This window comes from Nodularia sp. LEGE 04288 (assembly GCF_963896525.1).
In the GTDB taxonomy this organism is placed as follows: domain Bacteria; phylum Cyanobacteriota; class Cyanobacteriia; order Cyanobacteriales; family Nostocaceae; genus Nodularia.
Map to the genome: position 1 here is coordinate 37,114 of NZ_CAWQOY010000104.1, position 23,606 is coordinate 60,719.

At 39.8% G+C, this 23,606-nt stretch carries 19 protein-coding genes, 1 tRNA gene and 2 pseudogenes; 9 read left to right on the forward strand and 13 right to left on the reverse strand.

The features are described from left to right. Positions 1-23: 23 nt before the first annotated feature. The gene (locus AACX33_RS10955; protein ID WP_265338650.1) at positions 24-155 is read right to left on the reverse strand and encodes a hypothetical protein; all 132 of its coding nucleotides are present in this window, start codon (positions 153-155) and stop codon (positions 24-26) included. Positions 156-259: 104 nt separating this feature from the next. Here AACX33_RS10955 and AACX33_RS10960 point away from each other — a divergent pair, with 104 nt between their 5' ends. Then, complete coding sequence (locus tag AACX33_RS10960; protein WP_193999150.1) at positions 260-1,129, forward strand: Rpn family recombination-promoting nuclease/putative transposase; 870 nt, start codon at positions 260-262, stop codon at positions 1,127-1,129. Between the two features lie 84 nt (positions 1,130-1,213). Here AACX33_RS10960 and AACX33_RS10965 read toward each other — a convergent pair. Further along, positions 1,214-1,369: pseudogene (locus tag AACX33_RS10965) on the reverse strand (DUF1636 family protein); the annotation flags it as partial. A gap of 270 nt (positions 1,370-1,639) precedes the next feature. Next, the gene (locus tag AACX33_RS10970) at positions 1,640-3,913 is read right to left on the reverse strand and encodes a PhoD-like phosphatase (protein ID WP_193999148.1); all 2,274 of its coding nucleotides are present in this window, start codon (positions 3,911-3,913) and stop codon (positions 1,640-1,642) included. A gap of 174 nt (positions 3,914-4,087) precedes the next feature. Here AACX33_RS10970 and AACX33_RS10975 point away from each other — a divergent pair, with 174 nt between their 5' ends. The 3 genes from AACX33_RS10975 to AACX33_RS10985 all read left to right on the forward strand — a co-directional run bounded on the left by AACX33_RS10975 (position 4,088) and on the right by AACX33_RS10985 (position 5,410). Beyond that, positions 4,088-4,675 carry a Uma2 family endonuclease gene (locus AACX33_RS10975; protein WP_193999146.1) on the forward strand — a complete coding sequence of 196 codons (588 nt, stop codon included), beginning with the start codon at positions 4,088-4,090 and terminating at the stop codon, positions 4,673-4,675. A 134-nt stretch (positions 4,676-4,809) separates the two neighbouring features. Beyond that, positions 4,810-5,043, forward strand: a complete 234-nt coding sequence (locus AACX33_RS10980) for a hypothetical protein (protein ID WP_193999144.1) — start codon at positions 4,810-4,812, stop codon at positions 5,041-5,043. Further along, the gene (locus tag AACX33_RS10985) at positions 5,036-5,410 is read left to right on the forward strand and encodes a type II toxin-antitoxin system VapC family toxin (RefSeq protein ID WP_193999143.1); all 375 of its coding nucleotides are present in this window, start codon (positions 5,036-5,038) and stop codon (positions 5,408-5,410) included. Before AACX33_RS10980 ends, AACX33_RS10985 begins: the two co-directional genes overlap by 8 nt. A 266-nt stretch (positions 5,411-5,676) precedes the next feature. Here AACX33_RS10985 and AACX33_RS10990 read toward each other — a convergent pair whose 3' ends face one another. The 3 genes from AACX33_RS10990 to AACX33_RS11000 form a co-directional block, all read right to left on the reverse strand. After that, on the reverse strand, positions 5,677-6,687 hold the full coding sequence (locus AACX33_RS10990; RefSeq protein ID WP_193999142.1) for a DNA-methyltransferase: 1,011 nt from the start codon (positions 6,685-6,687) through the stop codon (positions 5,677-5,679). A gap of 87 nt (positions 6,688-6,774) precedes the next feature. Continuing rightward, on the reverse strand, positions 6,775-9,396 hold the full coding sequence (gene leuS, locus AACX33_RS10995) for a leucine--tRNA ligase (RefSeq protein ID WP_193999141.1): 2,622 nt from the start codon (positions 9,394-9,396) through the stop codon (positions 6,775-6,777). 237 nt (positions 9,397-9,633) lie between these two features. Then, positions 9,634-9,858 (reverse strand): hypothetical protein, encoded by a 225-nt coding sequence (locus AACX33_RS11000; RefSeq protein WP_193999140.1) that lies wholly within the window; start codon positions 9,856-9,858, stop codon positions 9,634-9,636. 272 nt (positions 9,859-10,130) lie between these two features. Here AACX33_RS11000 and AACX33_RS11005 point away from each other — a divergent pair, with 272 nt between their 5' ends. Continuing rightward, positions 10,131-10,931 (forward strand): histidine kinase, encoded by an 801-nt coding sequence (locus AACX33_RS11005; protein WP_193999139.1) that lies wholly within the window; start codon positions 10,131-10,133, stop codon positions 10,929-10,931. Positions 10,932-11,029: 98 nt separating this feature from the next. On the opposite strand, the gene AACX33_RS11010 is transcribed toward AACX33_RS11005, so the two are convergent. The 3 genes from AACX33_RS11010 to AACX33_RS11020 form a co-directional block, all read right to left on the reverse strand. Beyond that, on the reverse strand, positions 11,030-11,221 hold the full coding sequence (locus AACX33_RS11010; RefSeq protein WP_193999138.1) for a YqaE/Pmp3 family membrane protein: 192 nt from the start codon (positions 11,219-11,221) through the stop codon (positions 11,030-11,032). 105 nt (positions 11,222-11,326) lie between these two features. Continuing rightward, a complete protein-coding gene (locus AACX33_RS11015; RefSeq protein WP_193999137.1) occupies positions 11,327-11,728 on the reverse strand; it encodes a phage holin family protein in 402 nt (133 codons plus the stop codon). 195 nt (positions 11,729-11,923) lie between these two features. After that, positions 11,924-14,083, reverse strand: a complete 2,160-nt coding sequence (locus tag AACX33_RS11020; protein WP_193999136.1) for a Tex family protein — start codon at positions 14,081-14,083, stop codon at positions 11,924-11,926. A 229-nt stretch (positions 14,084-14,312) separates the two neighbouring features. Between AACX33_RS11020 and AACX33_RS11025 the strand changes: the two genes are divergently transcribed. Beyond that, a complete protein-coding gene (locus AACX33_RS11025) occupies positions 14,313-14,519 on the forward strand; it encodes a hypothetical protein (RefSeq protein WP_193999135.1) in 207 nt (68 codons plus the stop codon). 132 nt (positions 14,520-14,651) lie between these two features. Here AACX33_RS11025 and AACX33_RS11030 read toward each other — a convergent pair whose 3' ends face one another. The 3 genes from AACX33_RS11030 to AACX33_RS11040 all read right to left on the reverse strand — a co-directional run bounded on the left by AACX33_RS11030 (position 14,652) and on the right by AACX33_RS11040 (position 15,971). After that, positions 14,652-15,089: a hypothetical protein gene (locus AACX33_RS11030; protein ID WP_193999134.1), complete on the reverse strand. Its 438-nt coding sequence runs from the start codon at positions 15,087-15,089 to the stop codon at positions 14,652-14,654. A gap of 65 nt (positions 15,090-15,154) precedes the next feature. Beyond that, positions 15,155-15,787 (reverse strand): GIY-YIG nuclease family protein, encoded by a 633-nt coding sequence (locus AACX33_RS11035; protein WP_193999133.1) that lies wholly within the window; start codon positions 15,785-15,787, stop codon positions 15,155-15,157. Between the two features lie 109 nt (positions 15,788-15,896). Further along, positions 15,897-15,971: transfer RNA gene (locus AACX33_RS11040), tRNA-Val, on the reverse strand. 376 nt (positions 15,972-16,347) lie between these two features. Here AACX33_RS11040 and AACX33_RS11045 point away from each other — a divergent pair. From AACX33_RS11045 to AACX33_RS11060, 3 genes are all read left to right on the forward strand, one after another. Next, a complete protein-coding gene (locus tag AACX33_RS11045) occupies positions 16,348-17,124 on the forward strand; it encodes an SDR family NAD(P)-dependent oxidoreductase (protein WP_193999132.1) in 777 nt (258 codons plus the stop codon). A gap of 464 nt (positions 17,125-17,588) precedes the next feature. Continuing rightward, entirely contained in the window at positions 17,589-19,466 is a 1,878-nt protein-coding gene (locus AACX33_RS26495; protein WP_193999131.1) for a PAS domain S-box protein, read from the forward strand. Between the two features lie 17 nt (positions 19,467-19,483). Further along, complete coding sequence (locus tag AACX33_RS11060; protein WP_193999130.1) at positions 19,484-21,013, forward strand: hybrid sensor histidine kinase/response regulator; 1,530 nt, start codon at positions 19,484-19,486, stop codon at positions 21,011-21,013. 2,358 nt (positions 21,014-23,371) lie between these two features. Here AACX33_RS11060 and AACX33_RS11065 read toward each other — a convergent pair. After that, positions 23,372-23,606: pseudogene (locus AACX33_RS11065) on the reverse strand (hypothetical protein); the annotation flags it as partial.

Sequence of the window (23,606 nt, forward strand, 5' to 3'; positions counted from 1 at the left end):
ACAAACTATACTGGAGACAGTCACTAATCGAATCGCTGGATAAAAAGCAGCCGAAGTGCGATCGCATTCCGGTTACTCCGGCGATAGGCTTGACTTTCGTCAAGGACGCGACCTCGTTCATAAGTTTCCGCAGTAAAGCTTTTAATGGTAGCCATCCCAGAGATATTATTAGCTAAACGACTATTAATAAATCCGGCTTTACCCCTAAGAAAAATATGCTTAGATATTTGATAGGGTTAACTATCTACTGGAATGCTTCATGCGGCGTGATTCAATTTTTTATAAACTATTTCAACAATCTCCTAGTTTACTGTTTGAATTATTGACAAATCCGCCAGAGAATGCTGATGTATATCGGTTTGACTCGGTGGCTGTCAAAGAACCTAAGTTTGAAATTGATGGGGTGTTTCTACCACCTGAAAATGCAAGTCCGGGAATTGTATATTTCTGTGAGGTACAGTTTCAAAAGGACGAAAAACTGTATGAACGGGTATTTGCAGAATCATCATTATATTTTTACCGCAATCGTGACAGATTTAGTGATTGGCAAGCGGTAATTATTTATCCGTCACGTAGTACTGAACAAAGTGATATTCATCCGCATCGAGGTTTTTTGAATGGAGAGCAAGTACATCGGGTGTATTTGGATGAATTGGGAGACATTCGCTCTTTGCCGTTGTGGGTGGCGGCAATGGTGTTAACTACTGTCAAGGAGGAAGAAGCCCCAGAACAAGCGCGGTATTTGTTAAGTCGAACTCGCGCTGAGTTATCGCCATTAGATAGTCGTGCGATAATTGAGATAATTACAACAATCATGACTTATCGGTTTGATGAACTGAGTAGAGTTGAGGTAGAAGCAATGTTAGATATTACACTAAAGGAAACGAGAGTTTATCGGGAAATTAAGCAGGAAGGACGAGAAGAAGGACGAGAGGAAGGACGGCAAGAAGAAGCTGTTAACTTTGTTTCCCGACAGTTGACTAAGCGGTTTGGAGAACTTCCCCAGGAGGTGCGTTCTTTGGTTTCGGGTTTGCCTTTGTCGATGTTGGAAGATTTGGGTGAAGCTTTGCTTGATTTTACCAGTGTGGCTGATTTACAGGCTTGGCTAGAAGCACGAATCGATAATTGATTGCACAGTCTGGTAATACCAATTCTCTAAATTTTGGCAAGAGATTCAAATCCTCTAAAGCTAGAATGTATAAGACTTTTGTAATTACGAATTATTTTGTGGGGGTATTTGCGCGAAAATAGCAGATTGTAAGATTTCGGGAAGCTGTTTCCACACTACATTTCCTTTAGCACTTTTGATATACAGTTGCATAAAATCTAGTAAAGCTGTGGCACTTTCTCCAGGAATGAGATTGACGATTTTACGCGATCGCATTCTACTTGACTTGAAATTAGGTAAGCAAGCCCCTGGATACAAAGCTGTTCAAAAAGCTCTCAATCGTTTCATCGCTGAATTGACTTATACAAACACGAGGGTTTTTTGACTTCGCCAACAGCATCAATGCAGTGCGAAAAACTGAAATCTCGTAGACTTTATCAGGCTTTGAGAATTTTCGTGAGAGATCCAGGTTAGACGTTAATATACTCCATCATCCCATACTCATACTGTCTTGCACTCAAGCGGGAACCGCTATAGTTGGCTCTCAAAGCGGCTATAAACAATTCGGGTAGGATACCAGGAAGAAAACCAGTATGAATCTTGAATAACTTTGTAAGAATTACTGGTGTCTGTCAATTCAAACTGAACTAAGGCCAAATTATTGACTCCCACCACTTCTCGTCCATCTTGAAACCAAGGAGATTTCCAGAACATTAGCTGCTGTAACCATAGCCATCTATCGTTTTTGGCTGTTTGTCGAGGAGTCCTGAGCCATGACACATTAGTGCCAAAGTTAGGAGTCTGAAAGTTTTGTCGAGGAATCCATTCCAGCTGACAATTCCAATCTGGGTTCATTTGCGGATGGTGGGATTGTCTAGCTCTTTGTTCTACCATATCCGGTGGATTGAGCCATCCTATCCAATGTCGTACCTTTTCGGGCAAGAGCCAGTGTTTCAGTCGTGTATGCAGTATACGAGTAATAGGCTCTTCGTTTTTCATTGCACTAGAAGTTAACTGCACTAAAACTGATGGGTTGGCAAAATCTGGAGAAGTACTTACAAAAGATAAACGAATAACTGAACTGTAGTGAATATCTCCAGATAAGATCACGATTTTTTGGCGTTGTGCAAATAAAGTTGTGAGCAATTTCGCCAATGCTTGGGAGTTAACATTCCACGCATCTCCAACATCTGTGGCAAACACTTTGTCACGTTGCAATTGCCAATGGTGAATCCGATCAATTATTTTCAAACTAAACACATTTGTCGGTGCAATCACCATCGTGGCTTGAATCCCAGAAGCTTGTTGTAGAGGTAAGGAGAGTTGACGCTCAAAGGTGTGTGGAGATAACAGCATTGGTGGTGCTGTCGGTTTTTGATCAGCAGGGTAGCCCCGCCATGTACGTGTATCTAAAACTATTACTTCATGGCAATTGCTACGTACTGTATAGTGCCAAGTAAGTGCTTCTGGATGTCGATCTAGGACTAAGACTGAACCGTCCAAAGTAAACTCAGTTAAGCCAGTGTGGGGGTTATTGGCGGGCATTCCCACATAACGAGCGATCGCCTCATAGGCCGCAGTATCTGTTCCTTGGGAAGCAGACCAGTCATGGGCTGCCATTAATAGTTTTTCACCAGATTGATTGGCTTCAAATTGCCAGGGTGTATTGCCCCATGCTTGAGAAACTGTATAAGCTAACAGCGCGTTTTGCACCACTCGTTGCCCCAAGGGTTGTCCCAGTACCCGCAAACACCAACTTTGGTTGAGGTTCCAGTCATCACTGACATCATGGTCATCAAAGATACTGTACATGGGAATATTGGCCAGGGCGCGGCGGACTTTCCCAAGAGTGTGGATAAATTGCCGCAGATTTTGAACTTGCTGATCCCACTGGCGAGTGGCTTTGCGAGTTTTCATCATTTTCCGTCCCTGAGAAAAAGTATCTGGCCAACACACTGGAGACCAAATCAATAAATAAGATGCATAATATTCACCCAAGCTCAGAAGATGATTAACGACCTTAGCGCGTTTATTGTCTAATCCTGCGGTGAAGCCAGCTTGGTGAGTTACCACATCAGCCCGATGTCCAGGAGGTAGTTGCTTTGGTGTGTAATGAGCAGCATCCCCAGGCTTTTTTTGAGTGGCTGGTAGCCGTTCTTCCCAACCCAATAACGCATCACCAAGCATACTGGAAACCCACAATAGTGGCTCAGATACATCATCTCCATAAATTTGGTCGCCAGTCAAAAACAGTTGATGGGGGCGTTTTCGAGGCTGGCTGGCAGTTTCCTCAATGAGGCAATCTAGAATGGGTAGTGTATCAAACCCATGCCCGTGGGGTTTGCGACAGGAACCATGTACAATTCGCAAATCTTGCAGATTACTGGGTGGTAGGACAAACGTTGGTTTTTGGTGGTCAAAATAGCTGATGTTGACCGTAGGAAAGCGCTTTGAACATAAGACTTGCTGCAAAGTTTGCTGAGTTTGGTCAGTCTGGTCAATGAATTGGAGATCGTAAGCGTAGATGCGATCGCTTCTGAGGCGGGACATATTTAAAGAACGAGCTGTTACAGCAACAATATGCAGCGATTTGCCAAGGGCAATGGTAGAACGTCTTCCCTGGAATATAGCATTTCCTAACACTGTACCGTTATTTGTCGTCTCGTAAACCTTGAGTTCTACCTGATAAGCCTGTTTGAGCGCAATCCAGACCGTAACTGATTCAGGTTCTGTATGTTTTAACACTGGCCCTGCTATAATTAGGGGTATGTCGTGTAAATACTCGTCCTCAGATTGATAGTTCATTCCCAACTGCACAAACTGTTAAATAAATAAAAGTATACTTTCAAGACACACATTCCGTGGGGTGAGAAATAGGGATGAGTTCTAAACCAAAAGTCTAGCAATTTTTATTCCTTAAGCAGCTACACGTCCTATTGTCGCTATCCTAGAAAAGTAAATCATTCCCCAATCACGCCGATGGTTGCTTTACCCGATAATTTTTTAATGAGTGCAGCAGAATATCTGCTTTGGGAACCCACCCAAGAGCAACGCTACGAATATTGGGATGGCGAAGTTGTGGCAATGAGCGGTGGTACACGCAATCATAATCGGGTTTCTCTTAATTTCTCAAAGCTTTTAGATGATGCCCTAGCAGACCGCTCCTGTGAAGTATACATTGTAGATGTGAAAGTCCAGGTAGAACCAGGGCAGAAGTATTTTTATCCCGATGTGGTAGTGACTTGCGATCAGCGCGATCGCGATCCACAATTGATACAATTTCCCTGCTTAATCATCGAAGTGCTATCACCTTCCACAGAAGCAGCCGATAGGGGCAAAAAGTTTGCCAAATATCGCCAATCACCCACCTTACAAGAATATGTCTTAGTCCAAGTAGCGCAACCATTAGTAGAAGTATTTCGGCGCAACCAACAGGGGCAATGGGTACTATCAGAGTATAATTTGGGTGATAGATTGCGACTAGAATCAGTAGATGTAGAAATAGCGATCGCTGATTTGTACCGACAAGTGCAGTTTGAACCCGAAACCACCGATGAAGATGTGTAGACGTGAAGTGGCTTGTCGTTAGCGATCGCATCAAGCATCTGCGAGATAAAATGCTAGGACGTTAATATTTGCTGAGGATAACTCTAGAATGACGGACAAACTATACTGGAGACAGTCCATAGCTTTTAACAACTATGCAAGAACTCGAAGCTATATTTGACGGTACAGCCCTTCAACTAGAAGCACCCTTAAACCTTGCCGCAGGTACGAGAGTAAGAATTATAATTGACAGTGTGTTACCCAACGAACAAAAACCACCTAAAACGTTTCTTCAAACTGCTCAATCCTTACAATTACAGGGTGAGCCAGATTGGTCAGAGCAAATTGACCAGTATTTATATGGGGAAAGCATTTCTTTAAATGATTGAAGTCTTTTTAGATACGTCTTTTGCCATCGCCCTATCTTCCATTACAGATCAAAATCATCTGCGGGCTGTTGAACTTGCTCATCAGCTTGAAGCTAATAAAATTCGTTTAGTAACAACTCAGGCAATATTACTAGAAATTGGTAATGCACTTTCTAAACAAAGGTACAGAGTAGCCGCAATCCAACTTTTAAAATCCCTCGAAGATGATCCCAATGTTGAAGTTGTATTATTAACAAAGGATTTATACACAGCGGCCCTTGAAAATGGATGCACAAAAGGTTGTTTAAAGTGGAAACTAAACCAATGCCAACGTTTAAAAAAGTTAGATTCAAATAGATACATATGCAATTCAAACAAATCCATATAGCATACTCCTGGTAATTTAGGTCACTAATTTTAATTTAAATGTTGATGAGATGAAGCTGATAATTAACCCACCTACTAACTCCCCTGGGTAGAGTTGGGAGGTACTGCGGTCAAAAAATGGTGATGCCTTAAGGAATAAACATTGTCGCTGACTGTGTAATGATTGCAGTTGGAGTATTTTTAGTCATTAAAACTTAATCATAATTTATACAATAAACTAATTCTTCTTTGCGTCTTTGCGCCTTTGCGCGACACTAACTCATCTTTTCACTCAGCATAAAAATTCTCCCTTTCCACCTGAAAAGCCTTAAATCTATCCACCGCCATTTTGCAGTAATCAGACTTAATTTCAAAACCTAAAAATATCCGTCCTAAACCTGCGGCTGCAATCCCAGTAGAACCAGAACCAGCAAAAGGATCAAGCACTACTCCCAGTTGATTTGAAGAAGCTTTGACAACTCTCTCTACAATACCTAAAGGAAACTGTGCCGGATGTCCAGTGCGTTCCTTGGAACTGCGTTTTTCACCAGTAGTAATTTTAGGAAATTCCCAAACATCAGAGGGATTTTTACCCAGAGGATTACATCTATATTTACCATTTTTTTTCTGATGGGGATATTTCACATTTGGATCACGTATATCATCTAAATTAAACGTATACCTCAGAGAATCCTTAATATAAAAAAGCCATTTTTCGTTACGTGGACTGAGACGATATTTTGTAGAAACACCAGCGCCATATTGCCATACCACCTCTTGGAGTAAATAGAACGGTGACTTATCCCATAATAAATAAGGTATAGGTACACATAAACCCTTGTCGGAAACTTCAAAATGTCCCACATTTAACCAAAATGCCCCATCTGGTTTGGTAATTTTATAAATTTGAGACATCCATTGCGAACAACTTTCGACATACTCATCTACAGACATTGGTGCTTCATATTCTTTGCCAATGTTATAAGGTGGAGACGTAACAGTTAAATCAATATTGATATTAGTTGAACTGAGTTTGTCTAAAAAATCCGTTGAATCACCGTGATAAAGAATAAATCCATTGTCAGCATAAAATGGATTACCTAAAACTTTAAATAATTCTGTTTCTAAAACTTTTTGTTTAACTGAAAGATTATGCTTTAAATCTTTAGAAAAACTTTGTAGTAGTGAAGATGGAGCCGACTGGGTGGCTTTGTGCGGCGCAATTCCTTCAGCAAGATAAGTATTATGCTCTTTACTGGCTATCTTTCGTGCCTTATCCTCTGGGACTGGAACCTTCATAATTAACTACTTTTGAACTGCAAACACCGATATGCTCAGATCCCCGACTTCTTCAAGAAGTCGGGGATCTTTGGTTTCGTAACTTATTTAAACGACTACAAAATTCACCAACCTTCCAGGAACCACAATCACCTTTTTAATTTCCTTACCCTCAATGTAGCGCTGAACTAATTCAGATTCACGAGCGTACTTCTCCAACTCTGCCTTATCAGCTTGTGCCGGAACTTCAATATCAGCACGCTTTTTACCGTTAATTTGAATTACCAAAGTAATTTCATCAGCTACCAAAGCCGCCGGGTCAAAAGCTGGCCAAGTTTGAGTGTGGACGGAATTAGGATTACCCAATAACTGCCATAATTCATCCGCAATATGTGGTGCAAAAGGCGCTAGCATAATTACTAAAGTCTGAATACCTTCAGCATAAATCGGTGAATTATTGCAGTCGGCATCAGTTAGGGCATTACTTAACTTCATCAATTCGGAAACGGCTGTATTGAATTGATATTCATCTTCCAAATCCTCTGTCACAGCTTGAATAGCCGTATGAATTGCCCGCCGTAATTCCTTTTCTGGTTTACTCAAATCAGAGAGTTGCGCTTTTTTACGTGATACCCCAGTCTTAGCGTAATCTGTCACCAAGCGCCATACCCGATTTAAAAAGCGAAATTGCCCTTCGACATCGGCATCATCCCATTCCAGGTCTTTTTCTGGTGGCGCTTTGAACAAGATGAACATCCGCGCCGTGTCTACACCATACTTACTAATTACGTCTTCTGGTGCTACACCATTACCCTTAGATTTAGACATGGTGGCATATAGGCGTTGCAATGGTTCACCTGTCTGAGGGTCGCGGGGGTCGGCTACATTCACCAAATTAGAAGGAACCCATTTATCTTTACCGCCCTTATTAGGATTCATGTAAGTTAAACCCTGTACCATACCTTGAGTTAACAGGCGTTGAAAGGGTTCATCAAAGTTTAATAAGCCTCTGTCGCGGAGGACTTTAGTAAAGAATCTGGAATACAACAAGTGTAAAATTGCGTGTTCAATGCCACCCACATACTGGTCTACTGGCATCCAGTCATTAGTTTTGCCGGGGTCGAAAACTTGTTGCTCATTCTGCGCGTCAGGATAGCGCAAGAAATACCACGAGGAATCAATGAAGGTATCCATCGTATCGGTTTCTCGCTTGGCTGGAGTGCCGCAAGTCGGACAAGGAACATTTACCCAACTTTCTAACTGAGTCAAAGGGGAACCACCACGCCCAGTCAATTCCACCTCTTCGGGTAATTTAACTGGCAAATCCTCGTCCGGGACTGGGACTATTCCACAATTTGGACAGTGAATTACTGGTATGGGTGCGCCCCAATAACGTTGTCGGGAAATTAACCAATCCCGTAAGCGATATTGGATTCTCAGTTTGCCAAAACTTTGTTCTTCAGCATATTTAATGATTGCGGCTTTGGCATCTGTAGAATTCATGCCTGTAAAAGACCCAGAATTAATTAAAATTCCTGGCTCAGTATATGCCTCGTTGTATTCAATTTTAATCAGTTTTGTGATTTCATCTGTTTCTGATGTTGGCGTTAAGTCAAAATCTGCTACATCATCGGGAGCAGCAATCACAAACTCAATGGGTAAATTATAAACACGGGCAAATTTAAAATCCCGCACATCATGAGCAGGTACACCCATGACTGCCCCAGTACCATACTCATACAGTACATAATCGGCAATCCAAATTGGCACTTCTTCCCCGGTAAAGGGGTTGATGGCTTTGCCACCAGTGGGAATACCCCGCTTTGGTTTGTCTTCGGCAGTACGTTCTAACTCGCTTTGCTGAGAAACTTCTTGAATAAAGGCTGCTACGGCGGTTTTTTGTTCTGGGGTGGTGACAACCTGGGTTAAAGGATGTTCTGGTGCTAATACCAGATAGCTCACACCATAAATTGTATCTGGGCGTGTGGTGTAGACAGCAATTTTTTCATCCATCCCCACCACAGGAAATTCTAAATATGCGCCTGTAGATTTACCAATCCAATTAGCTTGCATTAACTTGACCCGTTCCGGCCAACCTGTTAATTTCTCTAAATCACTGAGCAATTCTTCGGCGTAGTCGGTAATCTTTAAAAACCACTGCCGTAATAGTTTGCGTTCAACTTTTGCTCCACTGCGCCAAGAACGTCCTTCGTTATCAACTTGTTCGTTGGCGATGACAGTTTGGTCAACGGGGTCCCAATTTACTGCTGCTTCTTTTTGATAGGCTAAACCGGCTTGCCAGAATTGCAAGAAAATCCATTGCGTCCACTTGTAATAATCTGGTGAACAAGTGGCAAGTTCGCTGTCCCAATCGATAGCCAAACCCAGACGCTGCAATTGCTGCCGCATTTGGGCAATATTTTGATAAGTCCACTTAGCAGGGGGAACTCCTCGGTCAATGGCGGCGTTTTCTGCTGGCAAACCAAAGGCATCCCAACCCATTGGGTGCAGTACCCTATACCCTTGCATTCGCTTGAGGCGTGCAATCACATCGGTAATTGTGTAATTACGGACGTGACCCATGTGTAGGCTGCCCGATGGATAGGGGAACATGGAAAGCGCGTAGAATTTGGGCTTGTGACTATTTGCAGGTGTCTTATCTAAGCCAAGTTCTGCCCATGTTTGTTGCCATTTTTCCTCAATGTCTGCTGGGTTATATCGGGACTCCACCAAAAATTCTCCTAGAGGACTGTAATTTTGTGTGCTTACATATTGTAGATGCTAGACACTGTATTGAGTTGATTAAAAACAGGGATGTGCAATTAAAAGCAAAATTTCCTGGTTTGGTAGGGGTTTTAGTTGACGGTACGCTCAAACCAGGTGAAGCTAATTATCCTAGATTTGGCGCTGCCAAGGTGATGAACGCGAAAAGAGCAGTTGTCTTGGGCAGATTATTTACTTTCAATCTCACAAAGCTTCAAAGTCAGATGTAAATCCAGACAAGTTTGCACACTCTTCCTGAAAAGCCTCTGCATCGCTGACATCTTCTATTTTATATCCCATGATTCGCGTCCCATCTGGCATTTTCTTGGAAGAAATACACTCGCCTTGATACTTGTCTGGCATTGTTTTGAAGTTAGCACCGTGTTGTTTCCAAGCATCACCGGAACAAGTCACATTAACCCGCCACATAATTTATCTCATTTACTAGCTATTAATACCTATTATCTCACAAAGGTTACACCAAGTTTTTAGATATTTAACAGGATAAATCTTGTGGGGTGGACAAAGATACTCGCCCTTGTCTATTTGAATCAAATGAAAGAAGTCATCTGCTGTAGTAGTTAATTATGGCGCTTTTCTATCTAAGGGAGGTGTCTATTTCTCAAGCCCTACACCATAATGTATATGGAAGATCATGTCTGGAAAATTTTATCCAATTAGCTCAATAGGAAAGCTGAAAAATGCCTAACAACATCAAGGAACAAATTCAAACTGACTTGAAACAGGTGAAAGAAACTGGACAGTTAAGAACTGAGCGCATTCGCGAAATTGTCAAGTCTGCTGTTTCTCAGTTAAGTTCAGAGTTGAAAGCAGGTTCTAGTGAAATTCGTTTTCTGGTAAAAGATGCGGTTTCTGCTGTGATTGAAAACTTTCAAGATAAAGGTGCAGAAATCAGAGAAGAAGTGACAGCTTCCATTGAAGGGGCTTTGGAAGGTGTTAACAGCAAAAGACACAACTCTATAGTGGAAACTCAGGCGGAACTGAAAAAGCTACAAGCTCAATTGGATAATGAAGAGGAACAAATTCAGCAAGAAGTTGATGGTATTTTAGCAGAGATTGAAGAAACTGGCAAAGACAAAACTGATGATACTAAAGATGCCATTAATTCTGCTATTAATGCCATTCGAGATAGTGAAGAAGTCTCTTTATTAAAGAAACGTTACGCTCAATTGCAAGCGCAACTATCCATTGTCAGAGCAAATTTGGCTGCACGCTACGGCGGACGGGATGGAGAAGTTAAAGATTATATCGACGAAGCAAAACACTGGTATAATCAAGCTCGTCCGAAAGCTGAAGTTGTGGCTACACAAGTAGACGAGAAGCGATCGCAACTAGAAGATAAACTGGGTGAAGCTGGTTCTGCGATCGCTAAAAAAGAGCGTCAAATCAAACAAACTCTAAGGGAGTTACTGCTATCAACGGCTGATATCTTCAAAGAGAAGGAACCTGCTGATAAACATGGGGAACTTACGAAGAAATAGGCGGGGTCAGCTAAAAAATGAAATAAGCTTGTAGTCAGGGTTTTATCCCTTTTTAGAGGACTAAAGTCCTCACTACAAACTTTATTTACCTAGCCTATTTAGTAACTACCTCTCTCTGCATTAATTTGTTCTTCATGTTTAGCAATTACCCAAACTGCGTGAATACTGCCGGGAAGCCAGCCTAAAAGTGTTAGTAAAATGTTAATCAACAAAGTTGGGCTAGCACCCACTGTGAGAAAAACACCTAAAGGAGGCAGTACTATACCTAAAAGAAAACGAACTATTTTCATGATTTTTCGATCCGATTTTGTGGAATTACATACTCACGGTAAGGCTGAATTATCGTAATTCAGCGATCTTTCCGTGATTTAACTGGCGTTTACTTCCGCCCATACTTATCTAGAGGGTAATTCGCCTTGGGGATTTACGTCACCACTACTGTTTAAAGCAGGATTCCTTTCGGCAAAATAATTGTTAATGAAGGTGTTAGCAAAAGATAGAATCACTGGACCCAGGATAAAGGCGATAAGTCCACGAACTGCAAACCCAGGAACCAGCACTGCTGCTAACCAGAAACAAAAACCGTTAACTATTAGCGAAAAGCCCCCTAATGTGGCGAAGTTAAGCGGTAAAGATAAAGCAGATAGAACTGGTTTTACTGAACCGTTAATCAAACCAATTACCAAAGCCGCAATCATGGCTGCTGGAAAATTAGCAATGTTGACACCAGGTACAACTAAATCGACAATTAACAAGCTCAAAGCTGTAGCTATGGCAGTTAAAAATGTTCCTAACATGGTGTTCACCTACTAAATATAACAGATAGATTCTTTACGAGTCTTTTACTATTTTCCAATAACTTCTATGGTTCTACATCTCTTTCAAGATAGATTTTAGTTCTACCATTTGGCTGATTATTTGGTGTCTTGGTGTCTTAATGGTTAATTAAATTCGTGTTTTTACCAAAAAGCCACAAAGACCCAAAAATACTTTTATTGTTGAACGGCTTTCATCGACAAACTAATACGTTTCAATTTCTCGTTAATTTCCAAGACTCGAATTTTCACAACTTGTCCGACTTTGACGATTTTCTGAGGGTCATCTACAAATCTGTCAGCTAGTTGGGAAATATGTACTAAACCATCTTGATGCACACCAATATCGACAAAGGCACCGAAGTTAGCTACGTTTGTGACAATTCCCTCTAATTCCATTCCCACCTCTAAATCCTTAATTTCTTTGATTCCCTCGCTAAAGGTGGCATATTTAAATTCTGCACGGGGGTCTCTACCTGGTTTATCTAGTTCGCTGATAATATCGCGCAGTGTGGGTTCGCCAACGCTATCAGTGATGTATTTCTTCAGGTTGGTTTTTTTGAGTTTTTCGGCAATTTGGGTGACTTGATTTAAGGATACATCTAAATCAGCTGCGATCGCCTGCACGACAGAGTAACTTTCTGGATGCACGGCTGTGTTATCTAAAGGATTATCTCCACCACGAATTCGCAGAAAACCCGCAGCTTGTTCAAACGCCTTCGGCCCCAACTTAGCCACCTTTAACAGTTGTCGGCGATTCTTAAAGACTCCATGCTCGTTGCGATAAGCGACAATGTTATTAGCCACCGTAGCCGTAATTCCGGAAACAAAGGTCAAAAGTTCCTTAGAAGCCGTGTTTAAGTCCACACCGACGTAATTCACGCAACTTTCTACAGTTTCATCCAGCTTCTTTTTCAGCAACTTTTGATCAACATCATGCTGATATTGTCCCACACCGATAGATTTAGGATCAATTTTCACCAGTTCCGCCAGAGGGTCTTGCAAACGGCGACCGATACTAATCGCACCACGCACGGTAATATCTAAGTGGGGAAACTCTTCTAACGCCACTTTACTGGCAGAATATATCGATGCGCCAGACTCATTTACCATGACTTTAATTGGTTTGCGGTCGATATCTTGTAATATCTGCGCCACAAACTCATCTGTCTCACGGGAAGCTGTACCATTACCAATAGCAATTAACTCAATCTGATATTTGGTAATCAAATTTTTAATAGTTTGTGCAGCTTTGGCGCGTTGTTCAGCCGCTTGGTGAGGAAACACCGCCTGGTATTCTAAAAATTGTCCGGTTTGGTCGAGTACCGCCACTTTACACCCAGTTCTAAAGCCTGGGTCTATAGCCAGTGTCGGTTTCATCCCCGCTGGTGCAGACAAGAGTAATTCTTGCAGATTTGTTTCAAAGGTTTTAATCGACTCCATATCAGCATAAGTTTTCTTCTGAGAAATCACCTCACCCATAATGGAAGTTTTCATCAGCCGATTAAATGCGTCTTTGAGCATCCCTTGGTAAAAATCGCGAATTATCCGAACTTTGCTGTTAATTTCCTTTGATTCTAGATAAGACAGTACCACATCTTCATCAAAAGCAATTTCATAGCTTAACACTTTCTCAGCTTCACCGCGACACAACGCCAGCAGATTATGGGGTGCAATATTTCTCACTCGCATCTGATAGTTGCGGTACATCTCAAATTTGGTTGAACCTTCGGGATGATCCTTTTTGAGATGAGAGACAAATACCCCCTCGGCTAGCAAGTAGTCACGCAGATATGCACGTAACTCGGCTTTTTCTGCCACTTCTTCCGCTAAAATATCCGCAGCACCTTTGAGTGCTTCTTCTGGTGTTTTAACTCCCTGAGTTTCAGAAATATACTTCGCTGCTTCTTCTTCCAGTGAGGCTGTTGAAGCATTTTGGACATTTAGCGATTTAATCAACTCGGCTAAGGGTTCTAAACCTTTTTCTCTGGCGATGGTGGCGCGGGTACGGCGTTTTGGTCGATAGGGAAGATATAAATCTTCTAGTTCGGTTTTTTGTAAACAGGATGTAATTTTGGCTTTGAGTTCATCTGTGAGTTTACCTTGTTCGGCGATCGCATTTAAAATTACCGATTTCCGTTCAGCCAACTCTGTTAAGTAAGCATAGCGCTCAAACAGGTCGCGCAGTTGGACTTCATTCATTTCCCCAGTGCGCTCTTTGCGGTAACGTGCAATAAAGGGAACCGTCGCACCTTCGGCTAAAAGTTCTAACGCGTTTTGGATTTGATCAGGTTTGAGGTCTAATTCAGTCGCCAGTAGTTGAGGAATATTCAGCATCGGGTGTTTAATTTAAAAAAGTTCCTTCTAAATGTAATATGCTAGATCGTCTACTCAGGAATAGCACGAACGGTTAACTTAATTACGGGATTTTTGCCTCATCTAGAGGGTTGATTCATCTGAAGGATTTTGGATAAAATCCACTTAGTTGTAAAATTAACCACAATTATAAAAACAGTTTTCGTCTGCTTTTATCCATTTTTGCATTTTAGTTACGAGGATATTAAAAATGCATTTGTCTTTTTTGATTCCACTCTGTACTGGTTTAGCTTGCGGCTATGTATCTAAAAAATGTCATGGCGAAATAGCTTATCTAATCAGTTTGTTTACGATTCTCAGTCTAATTTTGAGTTTGGTATTAGCCCCTTGGCAATTTCAGCTAGTGCTGTTGATTGTGGTTCTGGTCAGCACTGATAGATTTTTACTGAGACATTAAGTATAAAATATGATTAGCTACGCCTTGGTTTTGGCGATCGCACAATTTATGGCAGTATTAAAAATATCAAGATTTTTGTGTGGTTACAAAATAATGAATTGACTTTCAGATATTTGCAATATGTCCTTGAGATTATTTATGATTGGCTGCTGGGAACCTCTTATGTACGATGTCCTTTAGTGCATTCTCAATGATATCTACATCCTCCGCCAAGTAGGCGTATGATTTTTTCATGAACCGCCCACGGGAATCCGCACGGGCTACGATTCGGGGGCGTATTTTGTATTTCTCTGTATAGCTTTGTGCCACCTGTGTAGCGAGTTTATGATAGTCGCCTTTAGTCTCTAACTCAATGCCGTGGCCATCCAAATACTCAGCCAGCGTAATCATATCTTTAGGGGCAACATCTTCATTCTGTAGAGCCTTGACGGATTCAGCAGTAGCTAGTATGTAACGATTAGGATAAAAGCTTGCCTCTTCTAACAGTTTCAGTAGGTTCCCCTTGGTTAATGTCTCTAAATACATGACTTTAACTGGTTCAGGGGAAGATTGCGGGGGAAGCACGTTCATGACTAGCATTTTTTTCCATTGCTCTGGTATGACTTTACTCTAGCACCTTTACCTATGATGTCAACCTAGTGTAAATATTGGCAATCCCAGCCTTTGTATGTCTTGCGTTTACCTTGTGCAACTTTAGTTAAATTTCCTTGGTCTAGGGCGTGGGTAACGCAGAAAGGACGTAAGCCAGATACTTGGAACACCTCGCCACCTGGGGAAGTTACGACATATTTGCGATGTCTTTTGGCGACGGATTCAGGCGGTCTAGGTCTGCCATATTCAGGATGTAGTTGACCCCGTATCTTGGACGAGGGGTGTAAATCGCCTTTTATGCCGTACATGGGGTTAAGTTCACCTCTAAACATCTCTGAAAGTCGCTTTTTCTCTTCCTCAGTCCATTTATGCCCCTGTAACCCTCTCATAGGTGAATATGTAGATCGGGCGGTATTGTACAGAGTTGCCCAGTTCGCAGTATTGAGATATATCTGCTCTAACTCTGCCAACTCTGTAACCTCGCAGAGTTCTAGAACTCCCAACTGAAAAGCAGACCTACCATAATAGTTCCAAGCCGCCTGTAGTGCCTTGCAATGGTGTTTATCCCGGTTTAAAAAGCTTTTGTGCTGACCCCAACGTTTATCTATGTTCTGGCTACTACCGATGTAACCCATGCCTCTGTCTGAGTTTGATATTAAATATATCCCGGTTTTCATTGGTTCTCTGATGAGTGATTATGGCATCATATAGCAGGTTAACATATAGGTCAACCAGTTAAAGCACGGCAAAATAAAACCCCCTAGCTCTGTACTAGAGGGTTATTAATGGACGTACTCGGACTCGAACCGAGGAACCTCTACGATGTCAACGTAGCGCTCTAACCAACTGAGCTATACGTCCTTAACCACACGAAAACTTAAGATAACATATATCTCACAGGAAAGCAAATATTAATTTTCATGCCGTCAGTCCATAGATGCACGGCGGGCTGTTCTGTGGTGCTGAAAGTAGTATTTGTACCTCTGCTGAGGTGAAGATTTCCCAGCTTTCCCCAAAAAATACACTAGCAAGACTGACACAAAATTTTGGGTAACCCTTGATTTTCTTGTATATGCTTTGTTCCTGGCTCTGCGTTATTGTTTACGTGTGTGTCAGTCCAAACTGAATGCTGAGTATCATTTTTATACTTGTTCTTAAATAACTCGGAATAGTTAAAAGTGGTAGAAACTATTTTTAAAACTTATAATAATGATCATAAAATGTTAAAAATTTTAGAATGCTAACTGCTTTAATAACTGGTGCCTCTAGTGGTATAGGTAAAGCTTTTGCAGTGGAATTAGCTGCACGGCAGACAAATCTTGTTCTAGTTTCTCGTTCTGAAGAAAAACTTAATCAACTAGCAAAAGAACTACAAGATCAATACCAAATTCAAGTAGATGTGATAGTTAAAGACCTGACAGAGCCTGATGCACCTGCTGCTGTATTTGATGCTACTAAAAGTAAAGGATTAACCATTGATTTATTAATTAATAATGCTGGTTTTGGTGATTATGGTGATTTTGCAGAAAGTGACAGAGAACGGCAAATAAAAATTATTCAACTTAACGTTTTGGCATTGGTAGATTTAACCCATAAATTTCTACCTCTAATGCGGCAACGTCATTCTGGTGGCATTATTAACGTATCTTCAATTACAGCATTTCAACCAATACCATATCTTTCTGTGTATGCTGCCAGTAAAGCTTTTATTCTCAGTTTCAGTGAAGCGCTTTGGGCAGAAAATCGTCCCTATGGAGTTCGTGTCCTAGCTACCTGTCCAGGTCCCATAGAAACAAACTTTTTTGTAGAAGCTAACTTTCCTACAACTTTAGCAGGAAATACAGATAAGGCTTATTCGTCTGAAGAAGTTGTGCGTGAATCATTAAAGGCTTTAGCAAATTATCAACCAACACTAGTTCTGGGTGACATTAAAACTCAAATCAGAAGTACATTAGCTCGATTAGTACCACGAAAAATTCTGTTAAATATGTTAGCACGACATTTTAAATGTTAACATAATGTAAGAAATTATGAATGGCCGAAAATATACTTAACTTTATAAGTTAAGTAAAATTGCGTTTGCAAGAAAAATGTGTGGTTTATAACTATTAATATAGAGGATTTACTCTGATAGCTTGCGTGGCGTAGCCATAGCTGCACACGATTTTTACCCCTCCCAACTTCCTTTTATTTAGGGGAGGAGCCGCAGGCGGTGAGTTTATTTCTATGCGTCTTCATATGGAAATGGTATAACAGGTTATATTAATAGTAATAAATATGACATTATCAATTGAAAAACTAAAAACTACCCAGAATTAAGCAACATAGGCATTCGATGATAATTCTAGAGGCTGTGTTGACACTCCGTTTTTCAGCAAATACTCACTGTAATTAAATTTTTCTCATGGAACTGCTACATAATTTTTTTTTCCTAGCCAATTGATTCCTCACGGACATTGCTATCTCTGGAAACCAGGATTGGTATGGTTGCATATTATTTCTGACTCCTTAACTGCCCTGGCGTACTATTCTATTCCGGTGATGCTGGTCTATTTTGTCCGCAAACGAAGAGATATCCCTTTCGGTGGGATATTCTTGATGTTTAGTACATTTATTGTTGCTTGCGGTACAACCCATCTGATGGATGTGTGGACACTTTGGCATCCTACTTATTGGCTATCCGGGTTAATCAAAGCTATCACCGCCTTTGTTTCTGTTTTGACAGCCATAGAACTGTTCTCATTAATACCTAAAGCCCTCGCATTACCTAGTCCTTCCCAACTAGAGGCGGCAAACTGCCAATTAGCAAAAGAAATAGCTGAACGCAAACGCACAGAAGAGGTGCTAAGAGAAAGTGAGGAACGCTGGCAGTTAGCTTTACGTGGTAATAATGATGGTATTTGGGATTGGAATGTGAAAACCAATGAGGTTTTTTTCTCAACTCGCTGGATAGAGATGCTTGGTTATGAAGAACAGGAGATTTCACACCATTTAGACGAAAGTTTGATGCGGGTGCATCCAGATGACCGCGATATGGTGGTCAAAGCAGTTGAAAATCATTTTTCCAAGATAACGCCGTTTTACATTCACGAGCATCGAGTTTTATGTAAAGACGGTACTTACAAATGGATTTTAGATCGGGGTCAAGGGCTGTGGGATGAAAATGGTAATGTAGTACGTATGGTAGGTTCACATACTGACATTACGGAGCGCAAGCAAGCAGAGGAGGCATTAAGCAGCCTACTAGAGCGACTAGAAACTATAGTGGAACAACGGACAGTAGAGTTAAGACAAATTAACAACTCACTAGAAGCAGAAATCACTGAGCGCCAGCGAATCGAGAAGGCATTAAGAGAAAGCGAACAGCAATTCCGTGCAGCATTTGATCAAGCTGCTGTTGGTATTGCTCATGTCGGCATAAATGGTCAGTGGCTATTGGTTAACCAGAAGCTGTGCGATATTCTTGGCTACACATCTGAGGAACTACTGTTGCTAACTTTCCAGGATATTACTCACCCAGATGATCTGGATAATGATCTCAAATATGTTAAGCAGATGTTAACGGGTGAGATTCCAAATTATTCTCTGGAAAAACGCTATTTTCGGAAAAACGGTTTCCTAGTCTGGATTAATATCACAGTGTCTTTAATGCACAAACCTTCTGGTGAACCAAAGTATTTTATTTCCGTTGTGGAAGATATTAGCGATCGCAAGCAGTCACATCAGCTGATACAAGCATCACTCTTAGAAAAAGAAGTGCTGTTAAAAGAAATTTACCATCGCGTGAAAAACAATTTACAGGTGATTTCTAGCCTGCTAAACTTGCAATCTGCATATATCAAAGATCCAGAAGATATGGCAATATTCCAGCAAAGCCAGCAGCGCATTGCCTCAATGGCTTTAGTTCATGAGAAAATGTATCAGTCACCAGATTTAGCCAAGATTAATTTAAATGAATATGTCCAAGATTTAGTATCAAGTTTATGCACTTGCTACGAATTTAATACAAATATCATCTCCATAAATATTAATGTTGAGCAGGACATTTCACTGGGATTAGATACAGCAATTCCTTGTAGTTTAATTATCCATGAACTGGTTTCTAATTCCTTAAAACACGCATTTACTGGAGAGCGAGCGGGTGAGATTAACATTGAAATTAAAAAAAGTTCGGTAAATAAGATTGCACTTGTAGTTAGAGATAATGGGCAAGGTTTACCATCAAACTTTAATTTTAACAATACAGCATCGTTAGGCTGGGAGTTAATAGATGCTTTAAGCAGTCAACTCTCAGGAGATATCACTATTAATAGCGATATCGGAGTAAAATTTCAAATAGATTTTCCCCTAGTATAAGTAAACTTGAATTACATATGTCAAGCACAAAAATTTTGATCGTAGAAGATGAAGCTATTGTTGCCAAAGATTTACGCAATCGGCTGCAAAAGTTTGGTTATATAGTTTCTGCAATCGCTTCTTCAGGACAAGAAGCAATTAATAAGTCTCTAGAAATTTGTCCAGATTTAGTGTTAATGGATATTAGATTGAAAGGGCAAACAGACGGTATAGAAGCGGCTCATGAAATTCGTAAGCATTTGGATATTCCCATTATTTATCTCACGGCTTATGCGGATGAAAAAACTTTAGAGCGTGCCAAAATAACAGAACCTTTTGGCTACTTACTCAAACCTTTTAAAGAAAGAGAGCTACAAATAAATATCGAAATAGCTTTGACTAAACATCAACTAGAAAAGCAATTAAAAACACATCAAAAATGGTTATCTACACTCCTTAAAAGCATCAGTGATGGAGTAATTGCTAGCGATTTTCAAGAATTAGTAACTTTTATGAATCCTGTGGCTGAAAATCTCACAGGGTGGAAACAAGAAGAAGCTTTTGGGAAAAATGCATCGGAAGTATTCAAAATTGCTCATAGAGAAACTCACGAGCCTGTGGAAAGTCCGATCAAAAAAGTCCTGGAAGACGGAACTGTTGTTGGTTTACCAGCAGAAACTATTCTAATTTCTAAAAGTGGTGCAGAGATTCCCATTGATGATAGTGCTGCACCCATTAAAGATGATCTTGATCATATTACAGGTGCAGTATTAATTTTCCGAGACGTTACTGAGCGCAAACAGGCTATGGAGGCTCATCAAAAGCAAATTGAGCAAGAGCAACTCGTAGCGCAACTAGCAGAAGTCAATCAACTCAAAAATGAGTTCTTAAATTTATTGTCCCACGAATTGCGATCGCCTCTCAGCAATATGAAGGTGATGATTCAAATATTACAAATGTCTATGACGGCTGAGGAAAATCAGCGCTATTTGGAAATGTTGTCAATTGAGTGCGATCGCGAAATGGCGCTAATCAACGATTTACTAGACTTACAACGCTTAGAAGCTGAAGCCTGTCCATTAATTACCCCAGATGTGTTGCTCTTAGAACAGTGGATACCTTGGATAATTGAGCCGTTTCAAATCCGTGTTCAAGAACATCAGCAAACTTTACAGTTAAACCTGCCCTCAAATCTGCCCTCGCTGTTCTCAGACTGTACTAGCTTAGAGCGAATTTTAGCAGAATTACTCAATAATGCCTGCAAATATACTCCGACTGGTGGCGAAATTATTTTGAGTGTAGATCACAATTCCTCAGAAATACTCCCAGAAACTATCATCACTATTCGTAATTCCGTAGAAATTCCTACAGCCGAATTACCGCGACTTTTTGATAAATTTTATCGCCTCCCCAATGCTGACATCTGGAATCAAGGTGGTACAGGATTAGGGTTATCTATAGTACAGAAGTTAGTTGAACAACTCCAAGGAATAATTCAAGTTGAAAGTAGCGAGGGATGGACAACCTTCAGGCTCATATTGACTGATTTAGTTGTTACTACCAGTTAGTGCATTTGTGTATAATTTATCATCTTTGTGAGGAGAAACTGAGGTTTTATGGACGCGATTAACAAATAATTTTAACTTGGGACTAAAAAATCAGGATAGGATTTATTAGCTATCAGCTTTATCCACCCAATAACATATCATATGACAACATAGTTAGACACATCCTTTAGGAAGATGACCCTCATCAACAGTAGGCTAAAATTAGTTTTGATGTGTCGAATAACTGCTTTCTATGGAGGTTTAGCCAAATGCTAAACCTTTTTTATACGCGTCAACCCATATCAGATTGTAAAATATTTGTAACCTTCCTCTTGGATGATGAATACTATCATCCAAACAGCTAAATTAACTTGATAGATTCTACTTCTACTGAGGCTTGGTTTAGCACCAAGTCTTTTTTATATGATCTCAATTTCAATTGTAATAATAATTATTTTTTTACTCTAATTTGGATAATAAACCTGATTTTTTAGGGGTTTTACGAAGAATCAAACTTTATATATATAGAAATCCGGTTTGATTTATGAAAAAATTAAGTATTGTAGGGTGTGTTAGCGCAAAGCGCAGGCTACGCCAACAAAAATCAAATATGAGTCCTATATATCATCAATAAAATAACTCATACCTGGTTTGATAAGTAGGAGAAATTGATGAATCACCTCTACTTAAATTTATATTTAAATTAGTTTAAGTTTATACAATATAAAAATATTTTTTTGTATGAATTTTAACTTTTAGCAAACAGCTTGTGATTCCTGAATATAGCTACCTAGATAAGTCATTATCAGATTTAAAGAAATTTAGACATAACCTATAGATAGATGAAATTTAGTCTTCAAATAATTAAACTCGCAATATATGGTAAACTCTTGGTATATATAGGCTTGGCTAATAGTCAAGCCTATTTTGTGTGTTTTTAACTGGGAGCATTACCCAATTTTTTAATTAATTGAGAAGAAAAATTTGCTACCCAATGATAAATAATATTCATTTACTATATATCAATAGGTAGGGTAAACAAGTTATTTGTCGTGTTATTATTCAGTTCATTAATGCCTGAAAAACATATATCTACCCTGGAATCAAAGCCAGGGTTTTCTTTTTGATAAAAACCTAGTGTGATGAAATAGCTATTATAGTCAGATAACATCTGTCCAGAGTATGAATAAATTTATAAAATATACTTATACATTTTTTATAAAATTTTGGTTATGTATGAGGCTTTCTATCACATTTCAGAAGATTTGTACACAACTTCAAGACAGATGAAATTTTATAAGTTTATCTATAAATTAGCTAAATATGGTAAACACCTGGTATATGTAAAGGCTTGGCTCTTGTTCAAGCCTTTTTCATACTTTTGATATATGAATGGCATTGACATAAGATATAATTACATATTAGTCCTAATAATATTTGAACACTGACTAAAGGAAGATGAACTTTAAAAAGAGTAATTTTAAATTTTAATTTAGTACGTTGTTAAGCACAGCAATAATCGAGGTTTGGTTGATTACCAAACCTTTTTTTATGATTAAACAAATTATTGGTATATCAGTTTTTAGGTTATTTGCACACATCCTTTAGGAGGATGAACTAAAGGCATAGAACGATTAAATTATTATTGGTGTAGTAAATGCTTGGTATACATAAGGGCTTGGTTTATCCAAGCCTTTTTCCTTAAAAATTGGGGTCAATTTCTTTCAGGTTAAAGATATAGGACTCATATTTAATTTTTGAACAATTTCTGTACAATTGTCATGAATTATTCGCCAGGTAAAGCAATGCAAATTGTTAGTCAAAATAATATAGTAATCCGGTTTGATTTATGTAGTGTGCGTGGCGTAGCTATATTTATTTTGTTAAGGACTTTCAAGGAATAAAATCCCCAATTAATTTGTAGTTAGGAAATTAGTCGGTAACACGCCATTATCCTTAAGTTTATGGTGGGTTACGCTGTGCTAACCCACCCTACAATTTTGGGGAATTTATTTTTTGGTGTTCCCTTATGCCGTTGATTGTAAAAAAAACATTTTATTTATGTAATTAATGCATAAGCACGGTTGCATTTAAGTATGGTGTGTGCAATTGTTAACGTTAGGAATAGAGTAGTTGATGGCATCTTACAGACAAAACCCCTGGGGTCAGTACCAGGGGGTTTTTATTGGCTTTCAATTTTGACTTTTGCTATATCTTGGACTTAGCCCCGGTAACAATATCGCGTCCGGTGAATTAGTGATAATTTTTACTTTTTAAGATTTGTAAATTATGATAGACCCTCTAGTTGGCTAGAGAGTTTAGGATGAATATAAGGTAAATTTCCGCTAAAAGTCAGTAACAGCTAAATTCAATCGCTGACTAGAGTCGAAATTCCCCCCTAAAGCCATCAAAATGAGGATTCACCACAACAATTAAAGATGGCTGAGTTAGCTTTGCAGGCTGCAATTGAGCCGATACAAGCTTGGTGTGCGATTCGTTGCTTAGTGAATCTCGGTATCCAGCCCGTACATAACTAAGCCAGCCCGACAGCAGATTACTGTCACTAAAGGCTGAACTCTCGGTCAGATGCAGGTGTAAATCCTGCCATTCAGAC